The sequence below is a fragment of the Algihabitans sp. genome, from assembly GCF_965226985.1.
Lineage (GTDB): Bacteria > Pseudomonadota > Alphaproteobacteria > Kiloniellales > DSM-21159 > Algihabitans.
This window is the reverse complement of record NZ_OZ245712.1, coordinates 308,782-331,812: the sequence shown is the minus strand read 5'-3', so window position 1 is coordinate 331,812 and position 23,031 is coordinate 308,782. Positions and strand designations below refer to the sequence as shown.

The 23,031-nt window shown below is 60.6% G+C and carries 19 protein-coding genes; 3 read left to right on the top strand and 16 right to left on the bottom strand.

Features of this window, described 5'->3' with window-relative positions; genetic code table 11:
- Positions 1-46: 46 nt before the first annotated feature.
- Positions 47-508 carry an Lrp/AsnC family transcriptional regulator gene (locus ACO054_RS01455; protein ID WP_421708665.1) on the top strand — a complete coding sequence of 154 codons (462 nt, stop codon included), beginning with the start codon at positions 47-49 and terminating at the stop codon, positions 506-508.
- On the opposite strand, the gene ACO054_RS01450 is transcribed toward ACO054_RS01455, so the two are convergent.
- Genes ACO054_RS01450 through ACO054_RS01415 form a run of 8 tightly spaced genes read right to left on the bottom strand, consistent with a single transcriptional unit; the run spans position 505 to position 8,764 of the window.
- A complete protein-coding gene (locus ACO054_RS01450) occupies positions 505-1,506 on the bottom strand; it encodes a cyclodeaminase (protein WP_421708664.1) in 1,002 nt (333 codons plus the stop codon). The genes ACO054_RS01455 and ACO054_RS01450 overlap by 4 nt on opposite strands.
- Entirely contained in the window at positions 1,481-2,494 is a 1,014-nt protein-coding gene (gene eutB, locus ACO054_RS01445) for a hydroxyectoine utilization dehydratase EutB (RefSeq protein ID WP_421708663.1), read from the bottom strand. Before eutB ends, ACO054_RS01450 begins: the two co-directional genes overlap by 26 nt.
- A gap of 3 nt (positions 2,495-2,497) precedes the next feature.
- Complete coding sequence (locus tag ACO054_RS01440) at positions 2,498-3,196, bottom strand: cysteine hydrolase family protein (protein ID WP_421708662.1); 699 nt, start codon at positions 3,194-3,196, stop codon at positions 2,498-2,500.
- Positions 3,197-3,245: 49 nt separating this feature from the next.
- Entirely contained in the window at positions 3,246-4,103 is an 858-nt protein-coding gene (locus ACO054_RS01435) for a MurR/RpiR family transcriptional regulator (protein WP_421708661.1), read from the bottom strand.
- 42 nt (positions 4,104-4,145) lie between these two features.
- Positions 4,146-5,033: a branched-chain amino acid ABC transporter permease gene (locus ACO054_RS01430; RefSeq protein WP_421708660.1), complete on the bottom strand. Its 888-nt coding sequence runs from the start codon at positions 5,031-5,033 to the stop codon at positions 4,146-4,148.
- Positions 5,034-5,047: 14 nt separating this feature from the next.
- Positions 5,048-5,749, bottom strand: coding sequence for an ABC transporter ATP-binding protein (locus ACO054_RS01425; protein ID WP_421708659.1), 702 nt, complete (start codon positions 5,747-5,749; stop codon positions 5,048-5,050).
- A 2-nt stretch (positions 5,750-5,751) separates the two neighbouring features.
- Positions 5,752-6,909 (bottom strand): ABC transporter substrate-binding protein, encoded by a 1,158-nt coding sequence (locus ACO054_RS01420; protein WP_421708658.1) that lies wholly within the window; start codon positions 6,907-6,909, stop codon positions 5,752-5,754.
- Positions 6,910-6,928: 19 nt separating this feature from the next.
- A complete protein-coding gene (locus ACO054_RS01415; protein ID WP_421708657.1) occupies positions 6,929-8,764 on the bottom strand; it encodes an ATP-binding cassette domain-containing protein in 1,836 nt (611 codons plus the stop codon).
- 145 nt (positions 8,765-8,909) lie between these two features.
- On the opposite strand from ACO054_RS01415, the gene ACO054_RS01410 reads away from it, so the two are divergent.
- Together ACO054_RS01410 and ACO054_RS01405 are read left to right on the top strand one after the other, a co-directional pair.
- Entirely contained in the window at positions 8,910-9,707 is a 798-nt protein-coding gene (locus ACO054_RS01410) for an N-formylglutamate amidohydrolase (RefSeq protein ID WP_421708656.1), read from the top strand.
- Positions 9,707-10,999 carry a hypothetical protein gene (locus ACO054_RS01405; RefSeq protein WP_421708655.1) on the top strand — a complete coding sequence of 431 codons (1,293 nt, stop codon included), beginning with the start codon at positions 9,707-9,709 and terminating at the stop codon, positions 10,997-10,999. Before ACO054_RS01410 ends, ACO054_RS01405 begins: the two co-directional genes overlap by 1 nt.
- Before the next feature lie 19 nt (positions 11,000-11,018).
- Here the strand turns inward: ACO054_RS01405 and ACO054_RS01400 are convergent, their stop codons facing one another.
- The 8 genes from ACO054_RS01400 to ACO054_RS01365 form a co-directional block, all read right to left on the bottom strand.
- Positions 11,019-12,863 carry an ABC transporter ATP-binding protein gene (locus tag ACO054_RS01400; protein WP_421708654.1) on the bottom strand — a complete coding sequence of 615 codons (1,845 nt, stop codon included), beginning with the start codon at positions 12,861-12,863 and terminating at the stop codon, positions 11,019-11,021.
- Between the two features lie 356 nt (positions 12,864-13,219).
- Entirely contained in the window at positions 13,220-13,504 is a 285-nt protein-coding gene (locus tag ACO054_RS01395) for a hypothetical protein (protein WP_421708653.1), read from the bottom strand.
- A gap of 64 nt (positions 13,505-13,568) precedes the next feature.
- Complete coding sequence (locus tag ACO054_RS01390) at positions 13,569-15,308, bottom strand: ABC transporter ATP-binding protein (protein WP_421708652.1); 1,740 nt, start codon at positions 15,306-15,308, stop codon at positions 13,569-13,571.
- A gap of 41 nt (positions 15,309-15,349) precedes the next feature.
- Positions 15,350-17,020 (bottom strand): ABC transporter ATP-binding protein, encoded by a 1,671-nt coding sequence (locus ACO054_RS01385; protein WP_421708651.1) that lies wholly within the window; start codon positions 17,018-17,020, stop codon positions 15,350-15,352.
- Positions 17,021-17,100: 80 nt separating this feature from the next.
- Positions 17,101-18,291, bottom strand: a complete 1,191-nt coding sequence (locus ACO054_RS01380) for an MFS transporter (RefSeq protein ID WP_421708650.1) — start codon at positions 18,289-18,291, stop codon at positions 17,101-17,103.
- Between the two features lie 12 nt (positions 18,292-18,303).
- Positions 18,304-20,523 (bottom strand): TonB-dependent receptor, encoded by a 2,220-nt coding sequence (locus ACO054_RS01375; protein ID WP_421708649.1) that lies wholly within the window; start codon positions 20,521-20,523, stop codon positions 18,304-18,306.
- Between the two features lie 173 nt (positions 20,524-20,696).
- Positions 20,697-21,416: a helix-turn-helix transcriptional regulator gene (locus ACO054_RS01370; RefSeq protein ID WP_421708648.1), complete on the bottom strand. Its 720-nt coding sequence runs from the start codon at positions 21,414-21,416 to the stop codon at positions 20,697-20,699.
- A 745-nt stretch (positions 21,417-22,161) separates the two neighbouring features.
- Positions 22,162-22,785: a hypothetical protein gene (locus ACO054_RS01365; protein ID WP_421708647.1), complete on the bottom strand. Its 624-nt coding sequence runs from the start codon at positions 22,783-22,785 to the stop codon at positions 22,162-22,164.
- Between the last annotated feature and the right edge of the window lie 246 nt (positions 22,786-23,031).

Sequence of the window (23,031 nt, the reverse complement as noted above, 5' to 3'; positions counted from 1 at the left end):
ATCGGCGCAGAAATTCTGCGAAATACTGGAGTGCAACGCAGAAATAATGATCCAAATCGATGACTTCGATCGCCGGCTACTGCGTGCCCTGCAGCAGGACAATCGCCTGACCGGCGATGCGCTTGCAGATGCGACCGGCCTGTCCCCGACCGCCTGTCAGCGGCGCTTGAAACGCTTGCGGGCGGCCGGCGTTATCGAAGGGGATGTCGCGATCGTCTCGCCAAGGGCGGTGGGGCGTCCCCTAACCTTGATCGTCACACTGTCTCTGGAACGTGAACGGGCCGACATTGTCGACGCGTTTAAACGTCTTGTGCGCGACACCCCGGAAATCATGTCGGGCTACTATCTGACCGGCGAAGCAGATTTTCTGATGATTGTCACGGCGCGCGATATGGAAGATTTTGAAACCTTCAGCCGGCGCGTCTTCTATGGCAGTCCACATATCAAGGGCTTCAAGACCATGGTGGTCATGGACCGTGTGAAGGCGTCCTACAGCGTTCCGGTCTAAATGCTGATCACGTGGCCTTCGCTGGGGAAAAGCCTTCGGACATGGCATGCAATCGCCGTGTCCTGCGCACCGGTGCCTGTCAGATCGCACAGCGTGACGGCTTCGGGAGACGCGCGGCCCACAACAGAACCGCTTGCCACCGCACCCAGCTGCAAAGGCTCACCCGTTGTCCAGTCGCCCGAAGCGAGTGCGGCACGCCACTCGCCAAGCGCAGCGCACTGCGCTGGCGCATCGCAAACATACGCGTCGACCGCTGCCAAGACGGGCGGCGCGATCTCGTTCTTCCCCGACTGGTCCGACCCCATCGCCGTGATGTGCAAACCTGGATGCAGCATTTCAGCGGTGATCAGCGGCGCGCGAGACGGGGTCGTCGTAATCACAAGCTGGGCTGCAGCAACAAGATCAGCGACCGATGTGGCCGTGGCGCATGGGATGCTCAAGGCCTCGGTAAGGTCCCTGGCGCAGGCTTTCGCCTTATCGGCATCGCGGCCCCACACCAAGCCTTGCTTGAAAGGCCGCTCCAGATAGGCGGCTTGCATTTGCAACCGCGCTTGAACGCCCGTTCCGATGACGCCGGCCGTTTCCACCGTTGGGGGCGCCAGATGACGTGCTGAAACGGCACCGCCGGCGGCGGTGCGCAGATCGGTGAGATAACCATTGTCGAGATAAACCGCTTCGACCAGACCGGTTTGCCCCGACAGTAAAACCATCAGACCGTTGAGGCTTGGCAATCCCAGGGAAGGGTTGTTGAAGAAACCCGGACTGACCTTGATGGCGAACCCATCGAAGCCGGGAATGTAGGCGGTCTTGACGTCGACCTCGCCCTGCACTGCCGGCAAGTCCATGGAGAGGACAGGCGGCATCACCACACCGCCTTCGGCCAAGGCGCGGTACGCGCGTTCAACCACATCAATGAGACGGTGGTCCAGGGCAATGACCGCGCGCAGTTGCTGCTCGGTGATGATTTGAATGTCACGCGGCATAGCGGTGTCCTGCAAGCGTGACCTCGCCAAGCGTTACGTCTTCGCCACTGACGACCTGCGTGAACTGGATCATATCGACGTTTCGACCGGTGATGATGGTTCCAACCGCGCCGGAGAGCTTGGGCAGTTTCCCAGCCAGAAGAGCCGCTATGCCGACGACGCAAGCGCCTTCCGCAACGAGGCGCTCTTCATAGTACAGCGTCTGCATGGCGAGCTGTATCTCCCGTTCGCTCACAAGGATGACGTCGTCGAGAAGATCGCGGCACAGGGGGAACGAGAGCTGATTGTTCAGCCCGATACCACCGCCCAGACTATCAGCGAGAGATGCATACTCGGTGACCTCTACTGGGTGACCTGCCTCCAGCGACGCATGCATCGCCGCGCCCCGGTCCATCGAGAGTCCGATGATCTGGATGTCGGGATTGATGGCCTTGGCAACCAGCCCGACGCCAGCGGCCAGTCCGCCACCTGATAGGGGAACGAGAAGACATGCCAAGTCGGGTGCAGCCTGCAGCATCTCCAGCCCGATGGTGCCTTGGCCGGCAATGACATGAGGATTGTCGAAAGGGGAAATCTCAATCAGGCCCTCTTCTCGAGCGAGCCGCTCGCTTTCACGCTGGGCATCGTCCTGGCTTCTGCCGACGATGCGCACCGTTCCGCCAAGGGCGCGGATGCCTTCGCGTTTTGTTTCAGGCACCAGACTCGACATGCAGACGATCGCATCGATGCCAGCCTTTCGGGCCGCAAAGGCAACGCCGCGCCCGTGATTGCCCGTCGAACAACAGGTCACGCCTCTCACGCCTGCCGGTAGATGGGCCAAGGCATTGACGGCGCCGCGTAGCTTGAAAGCGCCGATGGGTTGAAGGGATTCAAGTTTAAGGACAAAGGGGTAGCCGGCGACGTGAGATAGGAAGGGTGAATAGATCTGTGGCGTGCCGTCGGCGACGCCTGCAATGACCCGCTGGGCGGCCAAGACATCGGCCAGCGTCGGCGCCGTCGGCATTGATCAATTCGCCTCGCGCTCGGCGGCAAGCGCTTCGATCTCCGCTATGACCTCATCAGTCGTCCGCGTTCGACAGTAGTGCCCCCTCATCTGCTCGATCGACACATCATGGCGGCGCGCATCGTTGGCAGCACAGCAGTCCTCGACCTGCGTCACCAAAAAACCCCGGTCAGCGGCATCCCGAATCGCCCCTTCAACGCATTGATCGGTGCAGACGCCGAAAACGATCAGATATTCAATTCCGAGGTTGCGCAGCACGTACTCGATGTTGGTGGAATTGAAGATGCCGCTAGCGGTTTTGGGGATCACGATATCGTTGGGCTCCGGGCCAACTGCGTCGATCACTTTAGCTTCCCACGAGCCTTTGGGGAAAAGGAGATCGGATATCTTGTGGTCGAGGCTGCGGTCACGGCCATCCAGCGTATAGGCTTCAATGGTGGTGTAGATGACCTCCAGGCCAGCGGTCCGCGCGGCAGCTTGTAGCCTCTGTTGATTGGGTATGAGCAGGTTGCCGATACGCTCCAAAAAATAGCGCTCATGTGCCTCCGGTGAGGAAGAATCTGCGGAAGCCTTCTGACGCTCGGCCGTCCACTCGGCGTTTTGCATATCGACCGAAAGAAGAGCGGTTTTGCCCAATTCGACGGGTCGCTCGCGGTAGGCGCCGCCGCTCGCGTCGATTGCAGGTATCGCGTGTTGGCTCACAGGGTTTCCTCCTTAACGGCCGTTGTACGGGCAATAATGTTCCGAGCGGTCAGCGCAGTGGGTCAAGATTGGCCCCTGCTCCTGTCTTTCGACGCACCTCCTCCAGGAGCTTCATCCGAGCAGAGGACTGGCTTTTATAGATGTCAACGAGCGCAGCCAGGATCGCATCCGTTGCAGCAATGGCCGGCGCGAGCGTGTCAAGAGGTGAGGTCGTTGCGACGGCGACCGGCAGGGTAACCTCGGCCAGTTCGCAGATGGGCGACAGATCGAGATCGGTCACGAGCACGATCTTTGCACCGCGCCCGCGCACGATGTCTGCGACGGCGAACATTTCGTCCTGGTAGCGACGGAAGTCATACAAAACCATGACGTCGCTTCGTTTTACGTCGCACAGACGATCCACCCAGAGCCCGGAGGCCTGTGGCGTAAGCGCGTGAACCTCCCCGCGCATTGTCGCAAGTTGAAACGCAAGATACTGCGCAGCTACGGAACTCCAGCGACCGCCTACACAGTAGATGCGCCCTCGGCTTGCGGCGATGATATCGACGGCTTGCGCAATGGCGCTGCCCGCCGGGTCATCTTCCAGACGGGAAACCGAGGCTGCCAGATCGGCCAAGAGGCCACTGCCCGAACCGCTGCGATGATAGCGATCGAAGAGTGCCAGAGGCGAGGACTCGCTGTCCTGCACTTCGCTGCGTATGGCGCGCTGGAAATCGTTGAAGCGATCGAACCCAAGCCGCTTGGCAAAGCGCGTTACGGTTGGTGGACTGACTTCAGCGCGCTTTGCGATATCTTCGACGCCGCCAAGCGCCGAAACTGGATAGCGCTCTGTGATGACCTTGGCGATACGCCGCTCGCTGGCTGAGAGCTGATTGAACTTGGAATCGATGAGTTTGCGTACAATCAAGGGATGCCTTTCCTCAAATCTGATCGGCGCCCGACGGCGTAATCAGCTTCGGTTTGTGCTGACACCCGGGAGAAGTCCGTCGGGCCGAAGGACCAGTATCCCAACGATGATCGAAAGCGCTATTGCATCGCGGTAGGGCAACATATCCTCCGGCAAGAACGCCTGCAGGTACACCTCCACAACACCGAGCACAAAACCGCCGACAACCGCACCGCCGAGCGACCCGAGCCCACCAACGACCGTCGCGATGAATGCCTTGAGCACTGGGATGGCGCCCATCAAGGGATCGACGGAGCCGCGCGATGCAACCCACAGCACCGCTGCAATTCCAGCGAGGATGCCGGAAATGGCGAAAGCGGTTGCGATGATCCGGTTGGCCGAGATTCCCATCAGGCGGACAACCGCAAAGTCTTCTGCAGCCGCCCGCATCGCGATACCCGTCACCGACCGCGTCAAAACGAGTCGTAAGAAAATAAGTGAGACAATCACGACGACGATCGAGAGAACCGAGACCATCCCCACCCGGACCGAACCGATCATGATGCTGTCGGTCAGCCAGCCGGGCAGAATGACGGCTACCGGGCGTGCCGAAATGCCGGCTTGGAAGACGACCTGAATGATCTGGCTGACTGCAAAAGAGGTAATCAGGAGAGTGGTGACGTCGGCTCCACGCATTTGGCGAAACGCGACGCGTTCCATCGTCATGGAGGTGGCTACTGCAGCCATCACGCCAAAAGCTATCGCAAGCCCAACGGGAAATCCGCTTAAGAGAATGAACCAGATGCCGTAGCCGGTCACCGTCATCACTTCGCCATGGGCGAAATTGATCAGCCGAACAATGGAAAAAACGACGGCTAGCCCGAGGGCAAGCAAGGCATAGATACCACCCAGGCTAAGGGCGTTGATGGTCTGTTGAACGAAAACTTCCACTGTATCGCCGCCCCCTAGTGACCCAAATAGGCGCCTTGAACCGCCTGCGACTCCGCCACCTCTTTGGTCGTTCCGCGCACAGAGATTTGTCCCTGTGCCAGAACAAGCGCATGATCGGCAATATCAAGAGACATGGGAACATTCTGTTCTACAAGCAGGATCGTGATCCCTTCATCGCGTAGCGAAGCGATCAAGTCGAACACCGCCTCAACCACCTGCGGAGCAAGCCCAAGCGAAGGCTCATCCATCAACAGAAGTCTCGGTTCAGCCATCAGCGCGCGGGCAATTGCCAGCATTTGCTGTTCGCCGCCGGACATGAGACCGGCCTTCTGATGCCGGCGCTCCGCGAGAATGGGGAACCGCTCCTGCATCCGCGCTGCGCGTCGGCGTAACTCGACGGGTGGGGCATGGACCGCGCCCCCTAACAGAAGGTTCTCAGAAACCGTCAAGCCGGCGAAAATACGCCGACCTTCCGGGACGAGACCAATGCCCGCACGCGTGATCGCTTCTGGGGAATGGCCCTGTAGGCTTTGACCATCGAATACAATCTCGCCGGACCAATGTGCGAGGCCAGAAATCGCAGCAAGCGTTGACGATTTGCCAGCGCCGTTCGCGCCCAAAAGCGCAACGATTTCACCTTTGCCGACGCTTAGATCGAGGCCGCGGACGGCCTCGATCGCGCCATAGCGCACCTTGAGGGACGCAACGTCCAGCATACTCAGGGGTCCGGCATGGTCTCTGGATCGGCCAACTGGCGACGGATAAAGACTTTTTCGCCTCCCTCGATGCGTGCCAAAACGACCTCACGCATTGGCATGCGGTTCGTGCCTTCGAAGGTGAAGCTCGACATAATGCCACCCGTTTCAGGCAGGTTGGCCAAAGCAACGCCGACCGGCCCGGAATCGGTTGTCCCGGCTGCCTGAACCGCGGCGTCGATCATGCCCAAGATATCGCAACCGTTGACCACATAGTTGGTGTCAGCAACCGTTCCGGTCGCAGCTTCGAAGGCAGCATTGAACTCCGCGTGATCGCTGCCCGGTGCCGCGTATCCCCCCGAGGTGTGGACGATCCCTTCCACGACATCACCGAGGCCGCGGACGGTTGGCGTGTCCAGCACATCTGCGCCCATCACCGGTACGTCCACACCGGCACCGCGGAGCGCACGAATGAAGGCAGGGAAATCCGGCTCCCAAGCCGACGTCATGATGACATCGGGCTGCGGGTCGAGGTTCTGAATGGTCGTCACAATTGCCGAGAAGTCCGGCTGCCCCATGCTGAACGACCCCTCACCCAGCAAGGTTCCGCCGTTCGCTTCAAAAGCGGCTGCGAAATAGCGTGGGCCGAACTGCGTGTAGGCGGCATCCGGAGACGTCAGGATCCAAGTGGTCTCATAGCCAAGTTCGGCCGCGTAGGCGCCGAGCACAGCGGCCTGCTGATTGTCAGCAGGGTAGCTGCCGAACACATACTCACCGGCAGACGTGAGGATCGGTGCAGTGCCGGCAAAAGTCATTGTCGGAATTTGCGCAGGGCTCGTGATCTGACCCATAGCCATTGTCGGATCACCATCGGGAGGAGCAACGATGAAGTTGACCCCAAGATCGACGAACTCCTGCGCGAACTTCACCGCTTCAGCGATGTCGGATCGTGTATCTCGAACCTCGAGGCGAATGGGGAATTCGCCAGCAATCCCGCCTGCCTCGTTCATCTGGTCGACGCAGTAGCTAAAACCGTCAAAGGATGGCTGACTAAACGGCGCCAATCCCCCCGAGTTCGCAACAGCAACGCCAATGACGTATTCTTCGTCGGCCTGCGCTGCGAGCGGGACGCTGGCGGCCATGATGGCGGCTAGCGCCGTGGTTCCAAGATAGTGCCTCATAACTTCCCCCTGTTCTTGGCTAAACGACTACAGAAGACTGGGCTCCCTGAAGCCCGGCCTGTGAAGCCCGCACACCGAGATAAGACTCGATGACGGCTGGGTCCTTTTGGACCTCTTCCGGGGTCCCGTCAGCGATGAGGATCCCACGGTTCAGGACGACAACACGGTGGCAGAGATTCATCACGAAACTCAGATCGTGGTCGATGAGAAGAAGGCCGATCCCACGCGTTGCTGCGATCTGACGCAAGCGTTCGCCTAGGTCTGCCGTTTCGGCCGGATTCATGCCAGCGGCTGGCTCGTCCAACATCAGGAAAGCGGGTGCTTGTGCCATCGCGCGGGCGACCTCCAAGCGGCGGCGCGCACCGTAAGAAAGATCACCAGACCGCCTCGTCGCCTCATGAGAAATTCCCATCAAAGCGAGCTCACGAGCGGCGACGTCCCGCGCGCGGCGCATGGACAAACCGCGCGCCAAGCCAGCAACCACGACGTTTTCCTCGACGGTAAGCTCGGAGAAGAGGCGAATGTTCTGGAAGGTCCGCGCTACACCAAGCCGTGAAATTCGGTAGGGTGGAAAGGCGTCGATCTGCGCTTTATCGAGCCAAACACCGCCAGACGTTGCAGGAGATGCCCCGCCAATGGCGTTCACCAGCGTCGACTTGCCGGCACCATTTGGACCGATAAGGCCGGTGACTTCACCAACCGGCACGCTGAAAGAGACACCGTTGAGCGCGACCAGACCTGAAAACGTCTTCCCAACTTTCTCAATGCGCAAGGCTGGGCGCGCGGCGACCTCCTTAGCCTTCGCCGGTTCGGGGTCGACCGGAATGCGCGGTGGCCAAGGTAAGCCGGTTGCAAGTTCTTTGCGGCCAACCAACCCAGTTCGACGGTACTTGAGAACGGCCAACATAGCCAAGCTAACGCCAACAACTTGCAGGCCAAACAGATCCGGAAGCTCAAAACCGGCGATAACGGCACCGCCTTCGAAACGCTGCAGAACTTCGCGGATACCCATCACCAGAACCACACCGCCAACAGCGCCGGTTACTGTGCCCATGCCGCCCAGAATCAGCATGGCAACAAAGCCGAATGTCGTGGCCAGATAGAAGTCGCGTGGACTGAAAGCGCCAAGCATGTGTCCATACAGAGCGCCCGCAATACTCGCCATAACACCTGAGACAACCCACGCGACGAGGCGCGCTTTGTAGGGCCAGACGCCCAAGGCGGACGCGGCCGATTCATCGTCGCGAACGGCGCGGAGCATGAGGCCGTATCGGCTTTCTCGAAAAAGCCGGGCGACCACGATGAAGACGCAGCCAGCGCCAACAGCGACGTAGATGTCTGTGTAACGTGGAACGCCGAAGAACGCCTGATTTCCCCGGGTAAAGTCAACTGCGGCTGCTAGTACCGAGTAGACAATAATGACGAAACCAAGCGTTGCGATCGCTCCCGATGCCCCGTTGAGCCGCGATATGCCCAGCCCTGAAATCAGTGCCATAACCGCGCCAACGAGCGCGATGACCACAAGGGCTTCCGGTAGAGAGAATTCATACCCCCCAAGCCAGCCTGGCAGGTTTGGCAAATTCAGGTTCAGCATGGTCGGCGGCATCGTGATCCACGCGGAGACATAGGCGGCGACGCCCATGAAAGCGGTGTGTCCGAAAGAGACAACGCCTGAGTTTCCGCTGAACACCTGAAACGCCAAGACTGCGCAGACGTTCACCGCGAAGAAAGTCGCGATCCGCATTCCAGGCAAGCCGAGAACAGCGGTCAGCAGCCCAACACCAACCACAAACAGCGCTGCAAGCAGCAGTGCTTCGCTAAGCGGTTTGAATGGAGACGGAGTGGTCAGTTGCATCGGACCTCGCAGGGACTTTAATGAGGCAACCGCGATTTTTTGATCTTGTCAATGAATTTTCTTTATGTGCTAATTTTGCATCGCTTAAAAATGAATATTCATCAGGCAATTGCCTATGACTTGAGCAAAAACGGAAGGTTTCGCGGTGGCAGAGGTCCTTCAAACGGGAGAACCCGACCCATTTTTCATCTACAATGCGCGGGCAGAAAGCCCATTCCTGCTGACCGGCGATCATGCCGGGAATCGTGTTCCCCGGTCGCTGAACGCGCTGGGACTGCCGCCGGAGGACCTGAACCGCCACATCAGTCTCGACATTGGGGTTGAGCCTCTGGGACGCATGTTGGCAGATCGGCTTGGCGCAGCGTTTCTGTCGCAGCCGTATTCTCGCTTGGTCATAGACTGCAATCGGCCACCGCATCAGGTCGACGCAATACCGGATAAAAGCGACGGCACCCCGGTGCCGGGCAATCAAGACTTGAAGCCGGATGCGCGTGCGGCGCGCGTTCGCGAGATCTTCGACGTTTACCATCGGCGGTTCGCTGAAGAACTTGATCGGCGAGAGCGGGCAGAGCTGCGCACGACTCTCATCGCGCTACACAGTTTCACGCCGCACCATGGTGATTTCCCGGCCCCACGACCTTGGCATATCGGGGTTTTGTGGAACCGGGATGGTCGATTGGCTCTCCCCCTCCTACGACACTTGGGTGCCGAGCCTGGGCTGGTCGTCGGGCGGAATGAGCCCTACGGAGTCTCAGACGAACTCGACTATGCAATCCCGGTACACGGCGAAGCGCGCGGTATCTTGTCCGTCGAACTGGAGGTCCGGCAGGATCTGCTGAGTGATCAGGCCGGCTGCATGGAGTGGGCGGAACGCTTGGCTCGGGTCTTACCGGCTGCGCTCGCTGATCTTGATGCGGCCCAGCAACATGACGTGGTGACATAATGAGTGAGCATTTCTGCTTTATTGGCAATCAAGAGCTGAACGGGATCGTTCGCGGGCGATCGGTGCCGTCGGCTAGGCGGGAGGCTGTTTTGGCGAGCGGGCTTCCCTGGGTTCCAGCCAACATCACCATCGGTGCGCTGAACACGCTGCCTCCCGATAATCCGTTCGGCCCCATCGGCGAGATCCGGCTGGTGCCAATCCCCGAGGCCTCAATAACCTTCACGCGGGACAAAACACCAGCTTACGACATCGTCCTCTGTGAGTTTGCGCAAAGCGATGGCTCAACCTGGACATGCTGTCCACGCACGGCCTTGAAGCGAGCGATCGCCGACCTCAAGGAGACCACGGGATTGGCTCTCAAGGTTGCCCTCGAACACGAGTTCACCGTCACTGGGCTTGACACCCTCGATCATATCGCTTTCTCGCCCTCTGCAGGTCGGGTCGGCGCCCCCCTTGCCGAGCGAGTTCTGACTATCCTCGAGGAAGCTGGCTTCACCCTTGACCAGTTCGTCGCTGAGTACGGCCCCGGCCAGTATGAAATCGCAGGCCAACCGACCGACCCGCTTGCAGCAGCTGACCGAACGGTCCTGACGCTGGAGGCCATTCGTGGCGCGGCCAGCGACCTGGGGCTCCATGCAAGCTTTCTGCCTAAACCTTCACAAAAGCAGGTGGGCAACGGGGTCCATGTCCATTTCTCACTCTGGCGCGGCGATGAAAACGTAACCGTCGACTCAGAGTGGCTGAGTGGCGATGCGGGCGCCTTCCTGGCGGGTCTGTTGGAGGCGGCCGCACCTCTCACGCTGCTTTCGACGACCTCACCGAACTCATTTGCGCGCTACAAACCGCAGTCCTGGGTCGGAACCTATATCTGCGCTGGCCTGCGCAACCGCGAAACAATGGTCCGAGTTGTTCCTCGGCAACAAGATGCCACAGGCGCCTACCCGGCGGCTTCGATGGAGTACCGAACCAGTGATGCAACAGCCAACGTGTATCTTATGCTGACGGCGCTTATTCGCGCAGGTCTTGACGGTGTAAAGGCAGGGCTCGCATCACCTCAAAGTGTCGATCAGGATCCAGCCACGCTTGATCCCGAGACCCGGTCCTCGATGGGACTGCACCACCTGCCGTCATCCCTGGATACGCTTCTCGTCGATAGTGTCTCGGCGCGGGTCGACGACTGGCTTGGACCGGAGTTGACTGCCGCGTATCTGTCGTGTCGCCGCAACGACGCCCGGCATGCCGAGGAAATGGACTTCGACGCTATGGCTCAAAAACTGAATGTTGTTTTTTGAACATAACGTTAGACAAACACTACGCCGCGATATAACCGCCGGTCTGGCGTTTCCAGAGGCGGGCGTAAAGACCCTCGCGCTTGAGTAGGTCGTCCGGCGTGCCGCTTTCCATGATCTGCCCATCCTGCATCACGACAATCCGATCGAGCGCGGCGATGGTCGACAAGCGATGCGCGATGGCCAGCACAGTCTTACCCGCCATCAGTTCGGCGAGTTCAGCCTGGATGGTGGCTTCGGCTTCGGAGTCCAGCGATGAAGTCGCCTCATCCAGTACCAAAACCGGCGCGTTTTTGAGAATGACACGGGCGATGGCAATGCGCTGCCGCTGGCCACCCGACAGCTTGATGCCACGCTCTCCGACAAGGGCATCATACCCCGTGCGCCCCTCGCTATCGCGCAGATCGGCAATGAAGGCATGCGCATCGGCCATTCCAGCCGCGGTGATCACGTCTTCCAAAGGCGCATCCGGGCTGCCGTAGCGGATATTGTCGAGCACCGAGCGGTTGAGCAGCGCCACATCCTGGGTGATCACGCCGATTTGCGCGCGCAGGCTTTCCTGGGTGACGTGTCGCACATCCTGGCCATCGATGCGCACCGCGCCGTCGTCCACGTCGTAGAGCCGCAACAGAAGGCTCACTAAGGTCGATTTCCCCGCGCCCGACAGGCCAACCAAGCCAACCTTCTCGCCCGGTTCAATCGCAAGCGACAGATCGTCGATCACGGTCCTGCCTTGCTTATAGCCAAAGCGCACCTGGTCGAAGGTGACTGCGCCCTCGGTCAACGCAAGCGGCTTGGCGTCCGGCCGGTCGGTGATCGTCGGCGGCGTGGTCAGCACGGGCATCGCATCGCGGACCGTCCCGAGCGCTTCGGATATGCCCTGGCCGAGACCAATAAAGGCCGTCGCGCTGTTGGACAGGATGCGCACTACGGCGGCGGCGGCGGCGAACGCCCCCACCGTCACGAACCCGGCAATCAGGCCCCAGATACCCACAGCGAAGATCGACAAGGTCAACATCGCATTGAGCAAGTGGATCGCCGTTTCAGTGCTGACAAAGGCGCGCCGCTGGCGATGTTCAGTATCGACCGACTCAGCAATCACGTCGCGGATCGCACCGGCTTCGGACTCCTCGGCGGCAAACAGCTTAACCATGCGGATATTGCCATAGACATCGGTCATCGCGCCGGTCGCCCGACTTTGCACTTCGGCGACCTTTTCGGACCGGCGCACATAGATCGGCATCACATACCAGGCGAGAAGGGTGTTGGCGGCGATCCAGATTGCGACCGGGATCGCCAGCGGCCAGGACAAAGCGGCCAGCAAGACTCCAGCGCCGAAGAACTGGACGGCGAAGTAAGGGCCGTACTGGGCGGCATAGAGCAGCGAATGCCGCACAGACGACGTCACTTGATCGATGCGCGATGCGACCTGGCCGGCGAACAGATCGTCAAAAAACCCTACATCCTGACCTTCGACCGCCTTGTGTGCCTGCCAGCGCAACGCGGCTGGAAGGCCGACAGAAACAGGCTGACTCATGAGCACATCGAGCGTGAACCGAACAAGCGGGTCGACGACAACCAGCAACACCGCGACCGCTGCGATCACGAGCCAATGGCTTTGAACGAAGGCGGCTGCACCGTCCGCGACGACCCCATCGACGACGAAGGCGACTGCCCAAACGACGATCAAGCCGAATGCACTTGTCGCCGCCGCAGCCAGCGCGACCAAAATCAGTGGCCGCCGGAACATCCAGGCGAAATGCCAGATCAGCCGCACCGGCCCCGCCGACGGCAGGGGCCGGACGGGCAAGTCGAGCGGCTGGATCAACCGCTCGAAAGGCCGGTAGATGCGATCGGACAGGGACATCAGGATGCTTCTAAATGGGTGGCGGCAAATATCACGCAAGGCATCATCATGTGGCGACAGTGAAGCGAGCGGGACGGTTTCGTCCTCGGATGACCAATCGCCGTATATCTTCGACCTGAATTCTCAATGGACGCTAGAGCTCGCGCCGTTTTGGCCAAGATCACACACGCGAGCCTGAAGCAGGCGAGCGACATGATCGCCCCGTGTCCCGTCGCGCTGATAAACGGAATTGAGCTCTCTGGAACGGCATCCATCCAGGTCGTTTCCAACGCCGAACCCTTCAACATGACCGCGTTCGGATGCTTAGGCAGCAAACGTCGTCGCAGGGCTATAGCCTCCGGTAGATCGACGCTGATCTAGCGAAGTCGCTCGTCGCCGAGGCGCCAGAGCTGAGTTTCCAGTCCTCCACTGAGCGCCACGACAACCGGCCTGTCCGCGTTCCGCTTGAGATAAGCGCGAATAAGATCGTCGCATACCCGGGCCCAGATCGGACGAAAGACGGACGGCTTGCCGAAATGCTCAGCAAAATCGTAGTCGACTCGCGCGACCAACTCCTCCGCCATCGGGTCGACGATCAGTCGATCACCGCGCCGCTGCTCGGCTGCCCGGTTCCAGAGCGGCCAGAGCATCGTCTCAGGCACAGCCGACAGATCGACGTCTGACGCCTCGAGGGGCAGCGAACCGGTCTCTCCTGGAGCTACGCGCTCACAGCTTGTCTTCCCGTCCGGCTAGCCGCCAACCTGCGGCACGACTCCGGTCGTTCCAGAAAGCGGCGTAACGGCGACCGGCCGCGAGCAACTCGTCATGCGTTCCACGCTCGGCGACCCGCCCCTGGTCGAGAACGATGATCTGATCTGCCGCGCGGACGGTCTGAAGGCGGTGCGCGACGACCACAAGTGTCTTCTCCTGGGTCAAGGCAAGGAGTGCCTGCTGAACCGCCCCCTCGTTCACCGGATCCAGTGCAGCCGTCGCTTCGTCCAAAAGAACGATCGGCGCATCCTTCAGGATGGCGCGGGCAATCGACACGCGCTGACGCTCGCCGCCGGACAGTGTCGTGCCGCCCTCGCCGACAGGGCTTGAAAGACCCTGCGGCAACCGCTCCGCGATTTCGTCGACCCGCGCGAGCCGCGCGGCCTCTCGCACTTCTTCGTCGGATGCGTCGATGCGACCGAGCCGGATGTTCTCTTCGATCGTTCCTTCGAAGAGATAGACGTCCTGAAAGACCACGGCGAGCCGTGCCATGAGATCCTCGCTGGTCATGTCGCGGACGTCGAGGTCGCCGATGCGCACCGCGCCGGCGTTCACATCCCAGAAGCGGGCGATCAGACGCAGAATGGTGGTCTTGCCCGAGCCTGACGTGCCGACAATGGCGGTCATGGAACGTTCGGGCGCGGTGAAGCTTACGTCTTGCAGGAGCGTCGTTTCATCGTACGAAAAACCCACCCGATCGAAGACGATGTCCGTGCGCTCCGGGGATTTGGCCATTGCCGGTTCAGGCAGCGGCTCGGTCTTCAGCAGAGTGTCCATGCGCTGAAGACTGTTGCGGGCGATGCGCAGCGCACCCTCAAGATCGGCTGCAACGATCAGCGGCTCGACATAGCGGACGGCCAGCACGAGCAAAGCAACCAGCTCGGCCGCATCGATCTCGCCCCCCAGCGCGAGACTCGTTCCGAACAGAAGGATGACGGTGAAGATGAGCTGCACCGTCGACACGAAGCTTGCCATCCCGCGCGCGGCGGTCATCATCTGGCTGCGACCGGCAGCGTGCTGCTCTTCAAGCGCCCCATCGAGCTCTCCAAGGCCGGCTTCGGCCTTACCGAAGGCCCGCAGTACCGCTTGCGCCTGGGCAAACTCGACAATGCGCCCGGCAGCAGCAGCGGCGGCGGCATCGACACGTGCGTCTGTACGCTGAACCAGGTTACCGGTCCAACGATAGGCGAGCGTGGCCACAGGCACCATGATCAACGCCGCGAGTGCCAAGCGCCAGTCGAAGATGAACATGAGCAGGATCACGGTTGCGGGGGTCACGAAGGCATTGACGATCGGGCGTAGAAGATGCGCGGGCACCCCCATCACCTCGACCACGCCCTGGCTCGTCAGGCGTCCGATCTGCCCGACGCGCTCGCTGGTGAACCACCCGAGCGGCAGACGCGAGATATGACCGCCAAGCCGCGCGAACAGGCTGCCGGTGAGCGTAACCGAGGTGCGATAGCCGGCAAGCTGCGTGCGGTAGCGCACCACTGCGTAGACGAGCACGAGGGCGGCGAGAACACCAAGCCAGCCCCAGGCGGCAGCGATCTCGTTCGCGAACAGCGCACGTAGAAACGGGACGAGCAGGATAAAGCCGACGCCCGTGAGAACGGCTTCGGCGACGAGGCCAATCAGATTGCGCTGCAGGGAGTCTCGCGCCCCGTCGCCCGCAACGTCGAACAGCGCCCGGATCATTCCGTCCTCTCTACGCCAGCGCCTAAGACGTGAAACCTGCTCTAGCATCTGCCGCCCGCCCGCCACAGCTTCGCGTAGAGGCCTTCGGCCGCCAACAGCGCCTCGTGCCGACCCCGTTCAACGATGCAGCCTGCGTCCATGACGCAAATCTGATCGGCATCGACGACCGTCTGCAGGCGATGAGCGATGACCAGGAGCGTTCGCCCGACGATCAACGTCGAGAGGGCCTCCTGGATCGCGGCCTCCGAGTCAGGATCGGCAAAGGCGGTGGCTTCGTCGAGAACCAGGATCGGCGCATCGGCAAGGATGGCACGCGCAATGGAGATGCGCTGTGCCTCACCGCCCGAGAGCTGCGCATCTTCGCCGACAACGGACCGATAGCGGCGCGGCAGGGTGAGGATTCGGTCATGGATCTGTGCGGCACGGGCAGCAGATTCGATCTCCGCTGGCGAGGCCTGCGGGTTTCCGAGGGCGATGTTATCCGCAATAGAAGCCCGCACGAGCTGAACGTGCTGGAAGACGAAGCCGACCTGCGCATAGACCGTTTCCAGCGCCATTTCAGCCACGTCAACGCCGCCGATGGTGATACGGCCACGCTCTACATCCCAGAAACGTGGCAGCAGATAAGCGAGCGTCGACTTGCCCGACCCCGACGGCCCGACGAGCGCTGTCACGGTTCCGGGCCGCAGCACCAGATCGACATCCTTGAGCACCTCAGTCTCGCCGTCATAGGAAAAGCCGACCTTATCGAAGACGACATGCGCCCCCTTCGGCATCTGGGGCACGGTCGGTTCCGCTAGTCTGGGGGCATCGAGCAACTCTGCGATCCGCTTCGCCGCATCCTTGGCAAGCGTCGTATCGTTGTGGGCGTAGGCAAGCGTCAGGAACGGCGCGGTGATACCCGGAGCCACGACGACAAGAGCGAGCAGGTCGACCGGCGCCACGGCACCGGCCGTGACAAGGGCAAGCCCTGCCGTCAGCACCGTGAGCAGAGAGACGAGCGGCGAAAGCACGATCTCCGATCCCGCAGCGAGCGCAAGCAAGCCACGCACCCACGACCAGAAACAAGCCACGAAGACCTTCGTGCATTCGATAAAGCGGCCGTAGGCCTTCGTGCCCTGCCCAAAGGTCTTGATCACTGCGATGCCCTGGACAAACTCCACCGCCGCCGCGTTTACGTCGCCGAGCGCCGCATTATAGGCCTCGATATTCTCGTCGTAGCTGCGGAACTGCGCGGCATAGAGCGCCGTGCCGAGCAGCAGCGGAATCGTGGCCGCAAGCGCGAGGCGCCAGTCGACCCAAACCAGATAACCGAAGGCAACGATTGGAGTGACGACGGCCGAAACGATGTTTGTGTAGGAATGGCCAACCAGGTGATGCAGCGCAGCGATGTCATCCTGTAGCGCCTTCTTGATCACCCCGGTGCTCCGCGCATCGAACCAGCCAAGAGGTGCGCGGGCAAGCCTCGCCACCGCCTGGCGACGGAGGCTAAGCTGCAGGTCCAGATCTGCAAGATGCGTAAGCGCGCCGGCCGTCATCAGACCAACGATCCGGATGGCGAGTGCCGCAACGGCGAGACCCGCGATCCACCAGACGTAACCTTCATCGACCGGCCCTTCATCGATCGGGCCGTCGACGAGCAAGACCCTTCCGAGTTCCGCCACTGCAACGAAGGGAACGACGCCCGCAGCAGCGCCGAGGGCCTGGGGCACGCAGGCGAGCCAAAGGCGGCCTCTTATCGGCGCAAGGAGTCGCCCTACTGGCGTGTGCTTTTCGGCGCCGTGTTGAGGCATCACATGGAGATCGAGGATTTTTGCCACTGTACCGGAAGGCGCCCGGTCATGGGTAGGCTCCCCAGCACGCAGAGCGCGCCGAGAAGGAACACGGCAGCGTAGCCGAATTCTCCTGCGACTAGCCCTGAAACCGCTATGCCAACCAGCGACGCAAGCCAATTGGCGCAAATGAAGGCGGTGAAGTCGGTCCCTTCCTGACCCGAAGCAGCCTGGTTCATAAACAGGGTATTGGTCGCCACGCTAACGAAGCTGATAGAGAGATAGAAAAGCAGCACCGCCAAGACGCTGAACAGCGGACCGAACCCCCAGTGACTCGCCGCCGCCGCATAGAGAAGGACCGCGCAAACCACTGCGAGCCCGTACGGCAGAAGCGTAGCAAGACCGAAGCGGCCGGTCAGATAGGCTGCGAGCGGACCGCCGGTAAAGAGGGCTGCGCAGATGAAGACACCGTTGATCAGTCCGATCCCTTCGAGGGTAAAACCGATGTCGACCAACTGGGGTTGGAGCATACCGAAGACCAAGCCCATGCCGACACCGAGCGGCGCTATGAAGCCAAGAACCCGTCTAGCATCGCCGCGGGAGAAGAAACGCTTCAGAGAGGGAGGGGCATGACCCTCGCCGGCTCGCGGCGGGTTTCGTTCGGATGCCGCGAGCGCCGTCACGGCGGAAAGCGCGATGGTCGCGGCCGCGATCAGCATCGTTGAGCGCCAGTTTGTTTGACTATGAATAAATAGAAGGCCGCTGGCGCCGATCAAGGCGCCGACGGCGCCGCCCGCGGGCAGGATGACAGCGCCCCAGGGCCGCCGGTCTGGACTGAGGTTCTCGGTAACGTAACCCAACAATGCCGTTCGGGCCGTGGCGCCGAGGAAGGTCACGAAAAGGGCGATTCCGAGGACGCCAAGGGCACTGTCCTCCGGAGCGACGGCAGCGCCCAGCGCTGAGACCATGGCCATCAGACAGGGGACGACGAAGAGCCAGGATCGTCGCAAGCCGAGGCCGTTCAGGCTCCGGCGATCGACAAACGGCGCCCACAAGAACGCCAGGGCGTAGGGAAGGTAGACCAAGGCCGTAAGGCCAATCAGCTCAAGCGGCAGGCCGGCCTCGCGCATCAGTGTCGGAAGCCCGACCGAGAAAAAGACGATAGGAACCGTCAATCCTGCATTGAGAAAGAAGATGGCGAGGTACGTCATAGACAGTCCGGCTCAAAAACGCAGTGTAACGCCCACACCGAAACGCCGCGGCTGGGTTGGAACCCCAAGTGAGACAGGGCTCCCGTTCGGAGTCGCTCCGACCAGGAAGGACGTCTCGACATCCGTGTCGTCCAGCAGGTTTTCGGCGAAGGCATAGATCGAGAAGTTTTCCGCGTCCCATCCCGCCCGAAGGTTCACCACATCGAACTTATCGAGGTCGAGGCGATTCTGCGGATCGATCGTCCGCTCACCGACGAACTGGTACTCGAAGCGGCCGAAGGCCTCGCCGTCGACTGCGAAGAGCGTGAGCGGCTGCTCATAGGTGGCGGCAATGTTGTAGGCGACCGAAGGCGAGAACGGCAGCTCCGCGTTCTCCGGAACGGCCGGATCCTCTGACTCCGTGATCTTGGTTTCGAGAAGAGCGAGGCCCCCGGCGAGTGTAAAGCGGTCCGTCACCTTAATTTCCGCTTCCAGTTCGAGGCCGAAGGTCTCCGTATCGGCGTTCTCGATCGTCGACTCTCCGTTGGTGAGATCGAAGACCTGGAGGTTTTCATCCTTCGTATCGTTGAAAAACGCCGAGGTGCTGACGAAAACCCGGTTGTCCAGCAAAGCTCCACGCAGTCCGATCTCGTAAGTCCAGGTCAAGGCCTCCTCGAAGGTACTCGATGGAAATCCCAAAGCCACATTGGTATCGATCAGTTGGAAGCCGCCTGCCTTGGCGCCCCGTGACACGGACGCAAAGGACGTGAGCGTCGGCGTCAGGTCGAAGGAGAGTGCCGCACGGCCGGTGACGAGGTTGAAAGCCTTGTCGTCCGCTTCCGACGCGGTCGCTACGGGACCGGAACCGGACAAGTCGGTAAAGTTCCCCTTGAACTCTCGTTCCTCACGGGTGTAGCGCAGACCACCGATGAGTCTCAGCCGATCGGTCAGCGGGACGGTCGCTTCGCCGAAAATGCCGTAGCTGTCGGTCTCGAAAGAGTTGTCGAAGTCGGCGTCGATAAGCCCCGTGGCATTGAAAAGGATGTCGAAATCGAGCTCCGAGCGGAAGTAGGCAGCACCCGCCACCACGTTGATGCCACTGCCCAGTTCGCCATTCAGCCTGAACTCTTGAGAGAACTGATACCCCTCGTCCCGGATTTCCCGCCTGTCCACATTTGGATTGTTGAAGGTTTCGGGCGGCAGACCTAGACGGGCAGCAGTCGCGAGACCGTCGGTGTCGTCGAACCCGAAGTCCAACTGGTAGTTCTGATAGCCCGTGAGGCTCGAGAGTTCGAAACGCCTTAAATCACGGCGGACGGTCAGGCCCGCGCCGATGGTCTCCTGTTCGTAAAAAGACCTGCTATCCGAGAAGAGCTGCGGAAACTCGGGGTTCTCGACGAAGGCCCCCAAGGTCGGCTCCTCATCGTAGTAACCGTATCGAAAAGCGAGCGTAATGTCCGTTGCGTCATCGGGCAGCAAGAGAAGCTTCGAGTGAAGGTTGACGATATCCGACCCTCGAACATCCCGACCGAGGTTGATATCGCGTATGTCCCCGTCCCGTGTATCGTACTGCGCGGCAACACGCAGGGCGGCGCTGGAAGATAGAGGAACGTTCATCAGAGCATTGGTGCGGTAGGCGCCTAGATTGCCGACTTCAGCACCGATTTCGAACTGACGCTCGAAAACCGGATCCGCCGTGGTGATTCCAATGGCACCCGCCTGTGCATTACGGCCGTACAAGGTGTTCTGCGGGCCGCGAAGAACTTCAATTCGGGTAATGTCGAAAAACTCGCGATCCTGGGAACGCTGCGCGACCGGGATGCCGTCGATGAACACGGGAACGGAACCGTCATCGGAAGACAACGGCAGAAACGAGCCGACACCGCGGATATTCGGTATAGAGCTGCCCCTGAGGCCTGTGTCGACGAGATTGAAACCGGGAACGGATCGTCCGAAAGTCCGCTGGTTGTCCAGATCCCGGCGCCTGATGTCCTCGGCATCGAACACGCTGACTCCGAACGGCACTTCCCTGAGAGGTTCCTCGATCTTGCGAGACGTGACGACAATGGCGTCCAGCACCAGGGGATTTTCCGTGTCTTGTTCCTCTCCGTCTCCGCCGAACGCCGTGTCCTGCGCGGAAGCGCCACCGGCAGTCCACAAGGCGAGACTTGCGCAAAAGACGGCCTTGAACAGCAGGCCCCCAAAAGCGCGACTTGGAAAATCGCAGTGAACGGGAATGCTCTTTTCGTACATGGCGCAGGCTCCGCAGTTTCGAGATCTCAAACGATGAGAGCTCGATTTCCCAACGAACGAACGCCTTTCAAAAAAGACGACAGGCATTCTCGGGAAAAGGGTAGCGGCGTCGTAAGCCGCCGCGCCACAGCAGGTGTTTATGCGACACGCCAACAGATTTATGAGCGAGGCTCTTAGTCCTGCCTTCTAAGCTGACTCGGTGGGACACCGAACTTCCGACGGAACGCAATCGTGAAATTGCTGAGGTGTTTGTATCCGACGAAGTACGCAGCCTGAGAGGCAGTCCACTCCTCTTCCTCGATCCCTTGGCGTGCTCGTTCCATACGAACATCGCGCAGAAAAGCAAAGACGGACTGCCCAAAGGCCAGCGGAAACTTTGCCTTGAGAGCGCTTACGCTCAGACCGGCCTCCCGAGCGAGCCCTTCCAACGTGAAGTTCGTCGAAGGACTGGCCTCTATCATGTCGCGAACGATCAGCACCTTTGCATAGTCTCTACCGGTGAGGCGTCCGGGCGATGGCTCCGCGTCCTGACTTGTCGAGAGGAGTGCACGCGCGAGAAGCTCGAGCGCGAAGCTTTCCGCGAGCAGGCGGCCGACCGCTCCTCCGGTATTCGGTGCGGCCAACTCTCTCGCGAGCAAGCGGGTCCTGTGAGTCATCGCGAGTGGCTTCACCGCGGTGGCCTTGAGTGCCGACCACAGTTGTTCCGCCACCTCCGCATCTGCGAAGTCTTCGGGTTGAGCCCTTAACAAAAGGCACTGCGAACGCTGTCCGGCCCGGTATCGTCCGGTAAGATGAACCTGGTCTGCGACAGAGATAACGGCCGCGTCGCTGCCGCCGATGTACAAGCGGCTTCCCGAGTTGGTCTCGCAGTCCGCCGCATGATCGCCCAACATGACCGCGACCGTCAGAGAGCGGTCGGCGACGCTCTCGAGCGTGCTGTCATGGAGGCTGCGAAGATCGCTCGACCAGAGGCTGGCGCCGCAAGGCAGAGATCGGAGCCCAAGCCGTCCTTCAAAGAGCGGGGCTGTGCGGTCTCCGACCGGAGCGCTGGTCGACATCGCGGTGTACCGATAACCGAAGGTATCGGCCGCCTCCGAAAGGCTCATCGGCGAAACTAGGGTCGTCGCGGCCGTCACGCGTTTGCTCCTCACTAATCCCGCTCAAAGGATGTCCAAACTGGCTGGGATGAGTTCGAGGCCACCAGAGAGTTCGAACCGACCGAACTCCCTATCGGATGTACTACTCTATGCAGAAATGCGAATGAGACGCAATTGCATTTTTAAGCCATCACTGCGAAGACGTTCGAGGTAAAAGACGCCAAGGTCTGTGGACCTGAAGGCCTATGGTATTCTGACGCTACGCTGCAGCCGGGTGGATGTGCAGTTCGGAACCGCGCTCACTTGGACATCTTGAGCATGACCGTCCCGATCAGCGTCGTTCCGATAGATGCCAGCCGCGCCAGCTCGAGGCGCTGCTGGAGGCCGCGGCCAAGGCGGATGCAAGAATCGCCATGGGCTGGATTGCGCGTTATCCGCGCGCTCGACCAATCAGTGCAGTACTGATGAAGTCAGCAATCCGGGGCCAGGCTGATCAAGCACAGCATACGCGCCTAGGATCCGGCGCAAGCCGTTGCCGAGCTTAGATGGCCACCGCAAGCATCGTGACGAGCGCAAAGACCGTAAAGCCCAGGCTGCCTGCACCGGTGAGCAGATATCCGCCGACAGGGGCAGGCGCGAAACGTGCGGCGAATGAAAATGCCGGTTGCAAGACGATTGGACTGGCCGCCAGCCACCACCAGGGCGCCGAACTCAGGATACCGCCAGCCAGCAAAGCAGCATAGGCGGCAAGGCCGACCAACATCATAAACCGTGTTTGAAACGTCTTCTCTTTCAGGAGCAGATCGACCGCGTCGGGCGCATGTCGATAGGCGGCGTCATAAAATATGTAGCTCACATGATAGACGAGTGAGTAGATCGATATCAGCGCAATGCCGAGCAGCGGCAGTACGATCAGAAAAATCGGGGCGTCGCGCAGCAAATATGCCGTTGGTACCGTCACCGCGATCCACATGGGTATCGCCACCATAGCCAGATAGGCCCCCAAACGCACTGACCATGCGGGCTTCTTCGCCAACATCTCCATCTTGATATCGCGTCCCGCCACGGGAAATCCGAGCAAGAACCAGTCGGCCACAACGTTCAGCAGGCCCCCAAAAACGGCAAACCATCCCACGAACAGGAGACTCTGAATATCGATGGTCACAGATCTCTCCGCAGGTTGAAGCGTGATAGAAGTCAGCTAGCGACGAAGACGCGAACAGAGTGCCGCAACTATGTCAAGGCAACCGTATATGCATGCGAATGAACGTCCGGCACTCTAGCCCGACCCTCGCAGTCCCCGCGATGGTCGTGACCGCTATCGCATCAGCTTAATTCTACTGACCGACACTGCCCTGGGCGCGCAGCACCTTTCCGGCATCTACAATCTGAACGATCCAATTGCGGCTTT

Coding starts and splice junctions, on each gene's coding strand:
- ACO054_RS01370 (WP_421708648.1), bottom strand. CDS start 21,416: ATGTTGGGCGATCATGCGGCGGACTGCGAGACCAACTCGGGAAGCCGC.
- eutB (WP_421708663.1), bottom strand. CDS start 2,494: ATGCCGACGGCGCCGACGCTGGCCGATGTCTTGGCCGCCCAGCGGGTC.
- ACO054_RS01455 (WP_421708665.1), top strand. CDS start 47: ATGATCCAAATCGATGACTTCGATCGCCGGCTACTGCGTGCCCTGCAG.
- ACO054_RS01400 (WP_421708654.1), bottom strand. CDS start 12,863: ATGTCCCTGTCCGATCGCATCTACCGGCCTTTCGAGCGGTTGATCCAG.
- ACO054_RS01415 (WP_421708657.1), bottom strand. CDS start 8,764: ATGCAACTGACCACTCCGTCTCCATTCAAACCGCTTAGCGAAGCACTG.
- ACO054_RS01390 (WP_421708652.1), bottom strand. CDS start 15,308: ATGATCCGGGCGCTGTTCGACGTTGCGGGCGACGGGGCGCGAGACTCC.
- ACO054_RS01405 (WP_421708655.1), top strand. CDS start 9,707: ATGAGTGAGCATTTCTGCTTTATTGGCAATCAAGAGCTGAACGGGATC.
- ACO054_RS01420 (WP_421708658.1), bottom strand. CDS start 6,909: ATGAGGCACTATCTTGGAACCACGGCGCTAGCCGCCATCATGGCCGCC.
- ACO054_RS01380 (WP_421708650.1), bottom strand. CDS start 18,291: ATGACGTACCTCGCCATCTTCTTTCTCAATGCAGGATTGACGGTTCCT.
- ACO054_RS01425 (WP_421708659.1), bottom strand. CDS start 5,749: ATGCTGGACGTTGCGTCCCTCAAGGTGCGCTATGGCGCGATCGAGGCC.
- ACO054_RS01375 (WP_421708649.1), bottom strand. CDS start 20,523: ATGTACGAAAAGAGCATTCCCGTTCACTGCGATTTTCCAAGTCGCGCT.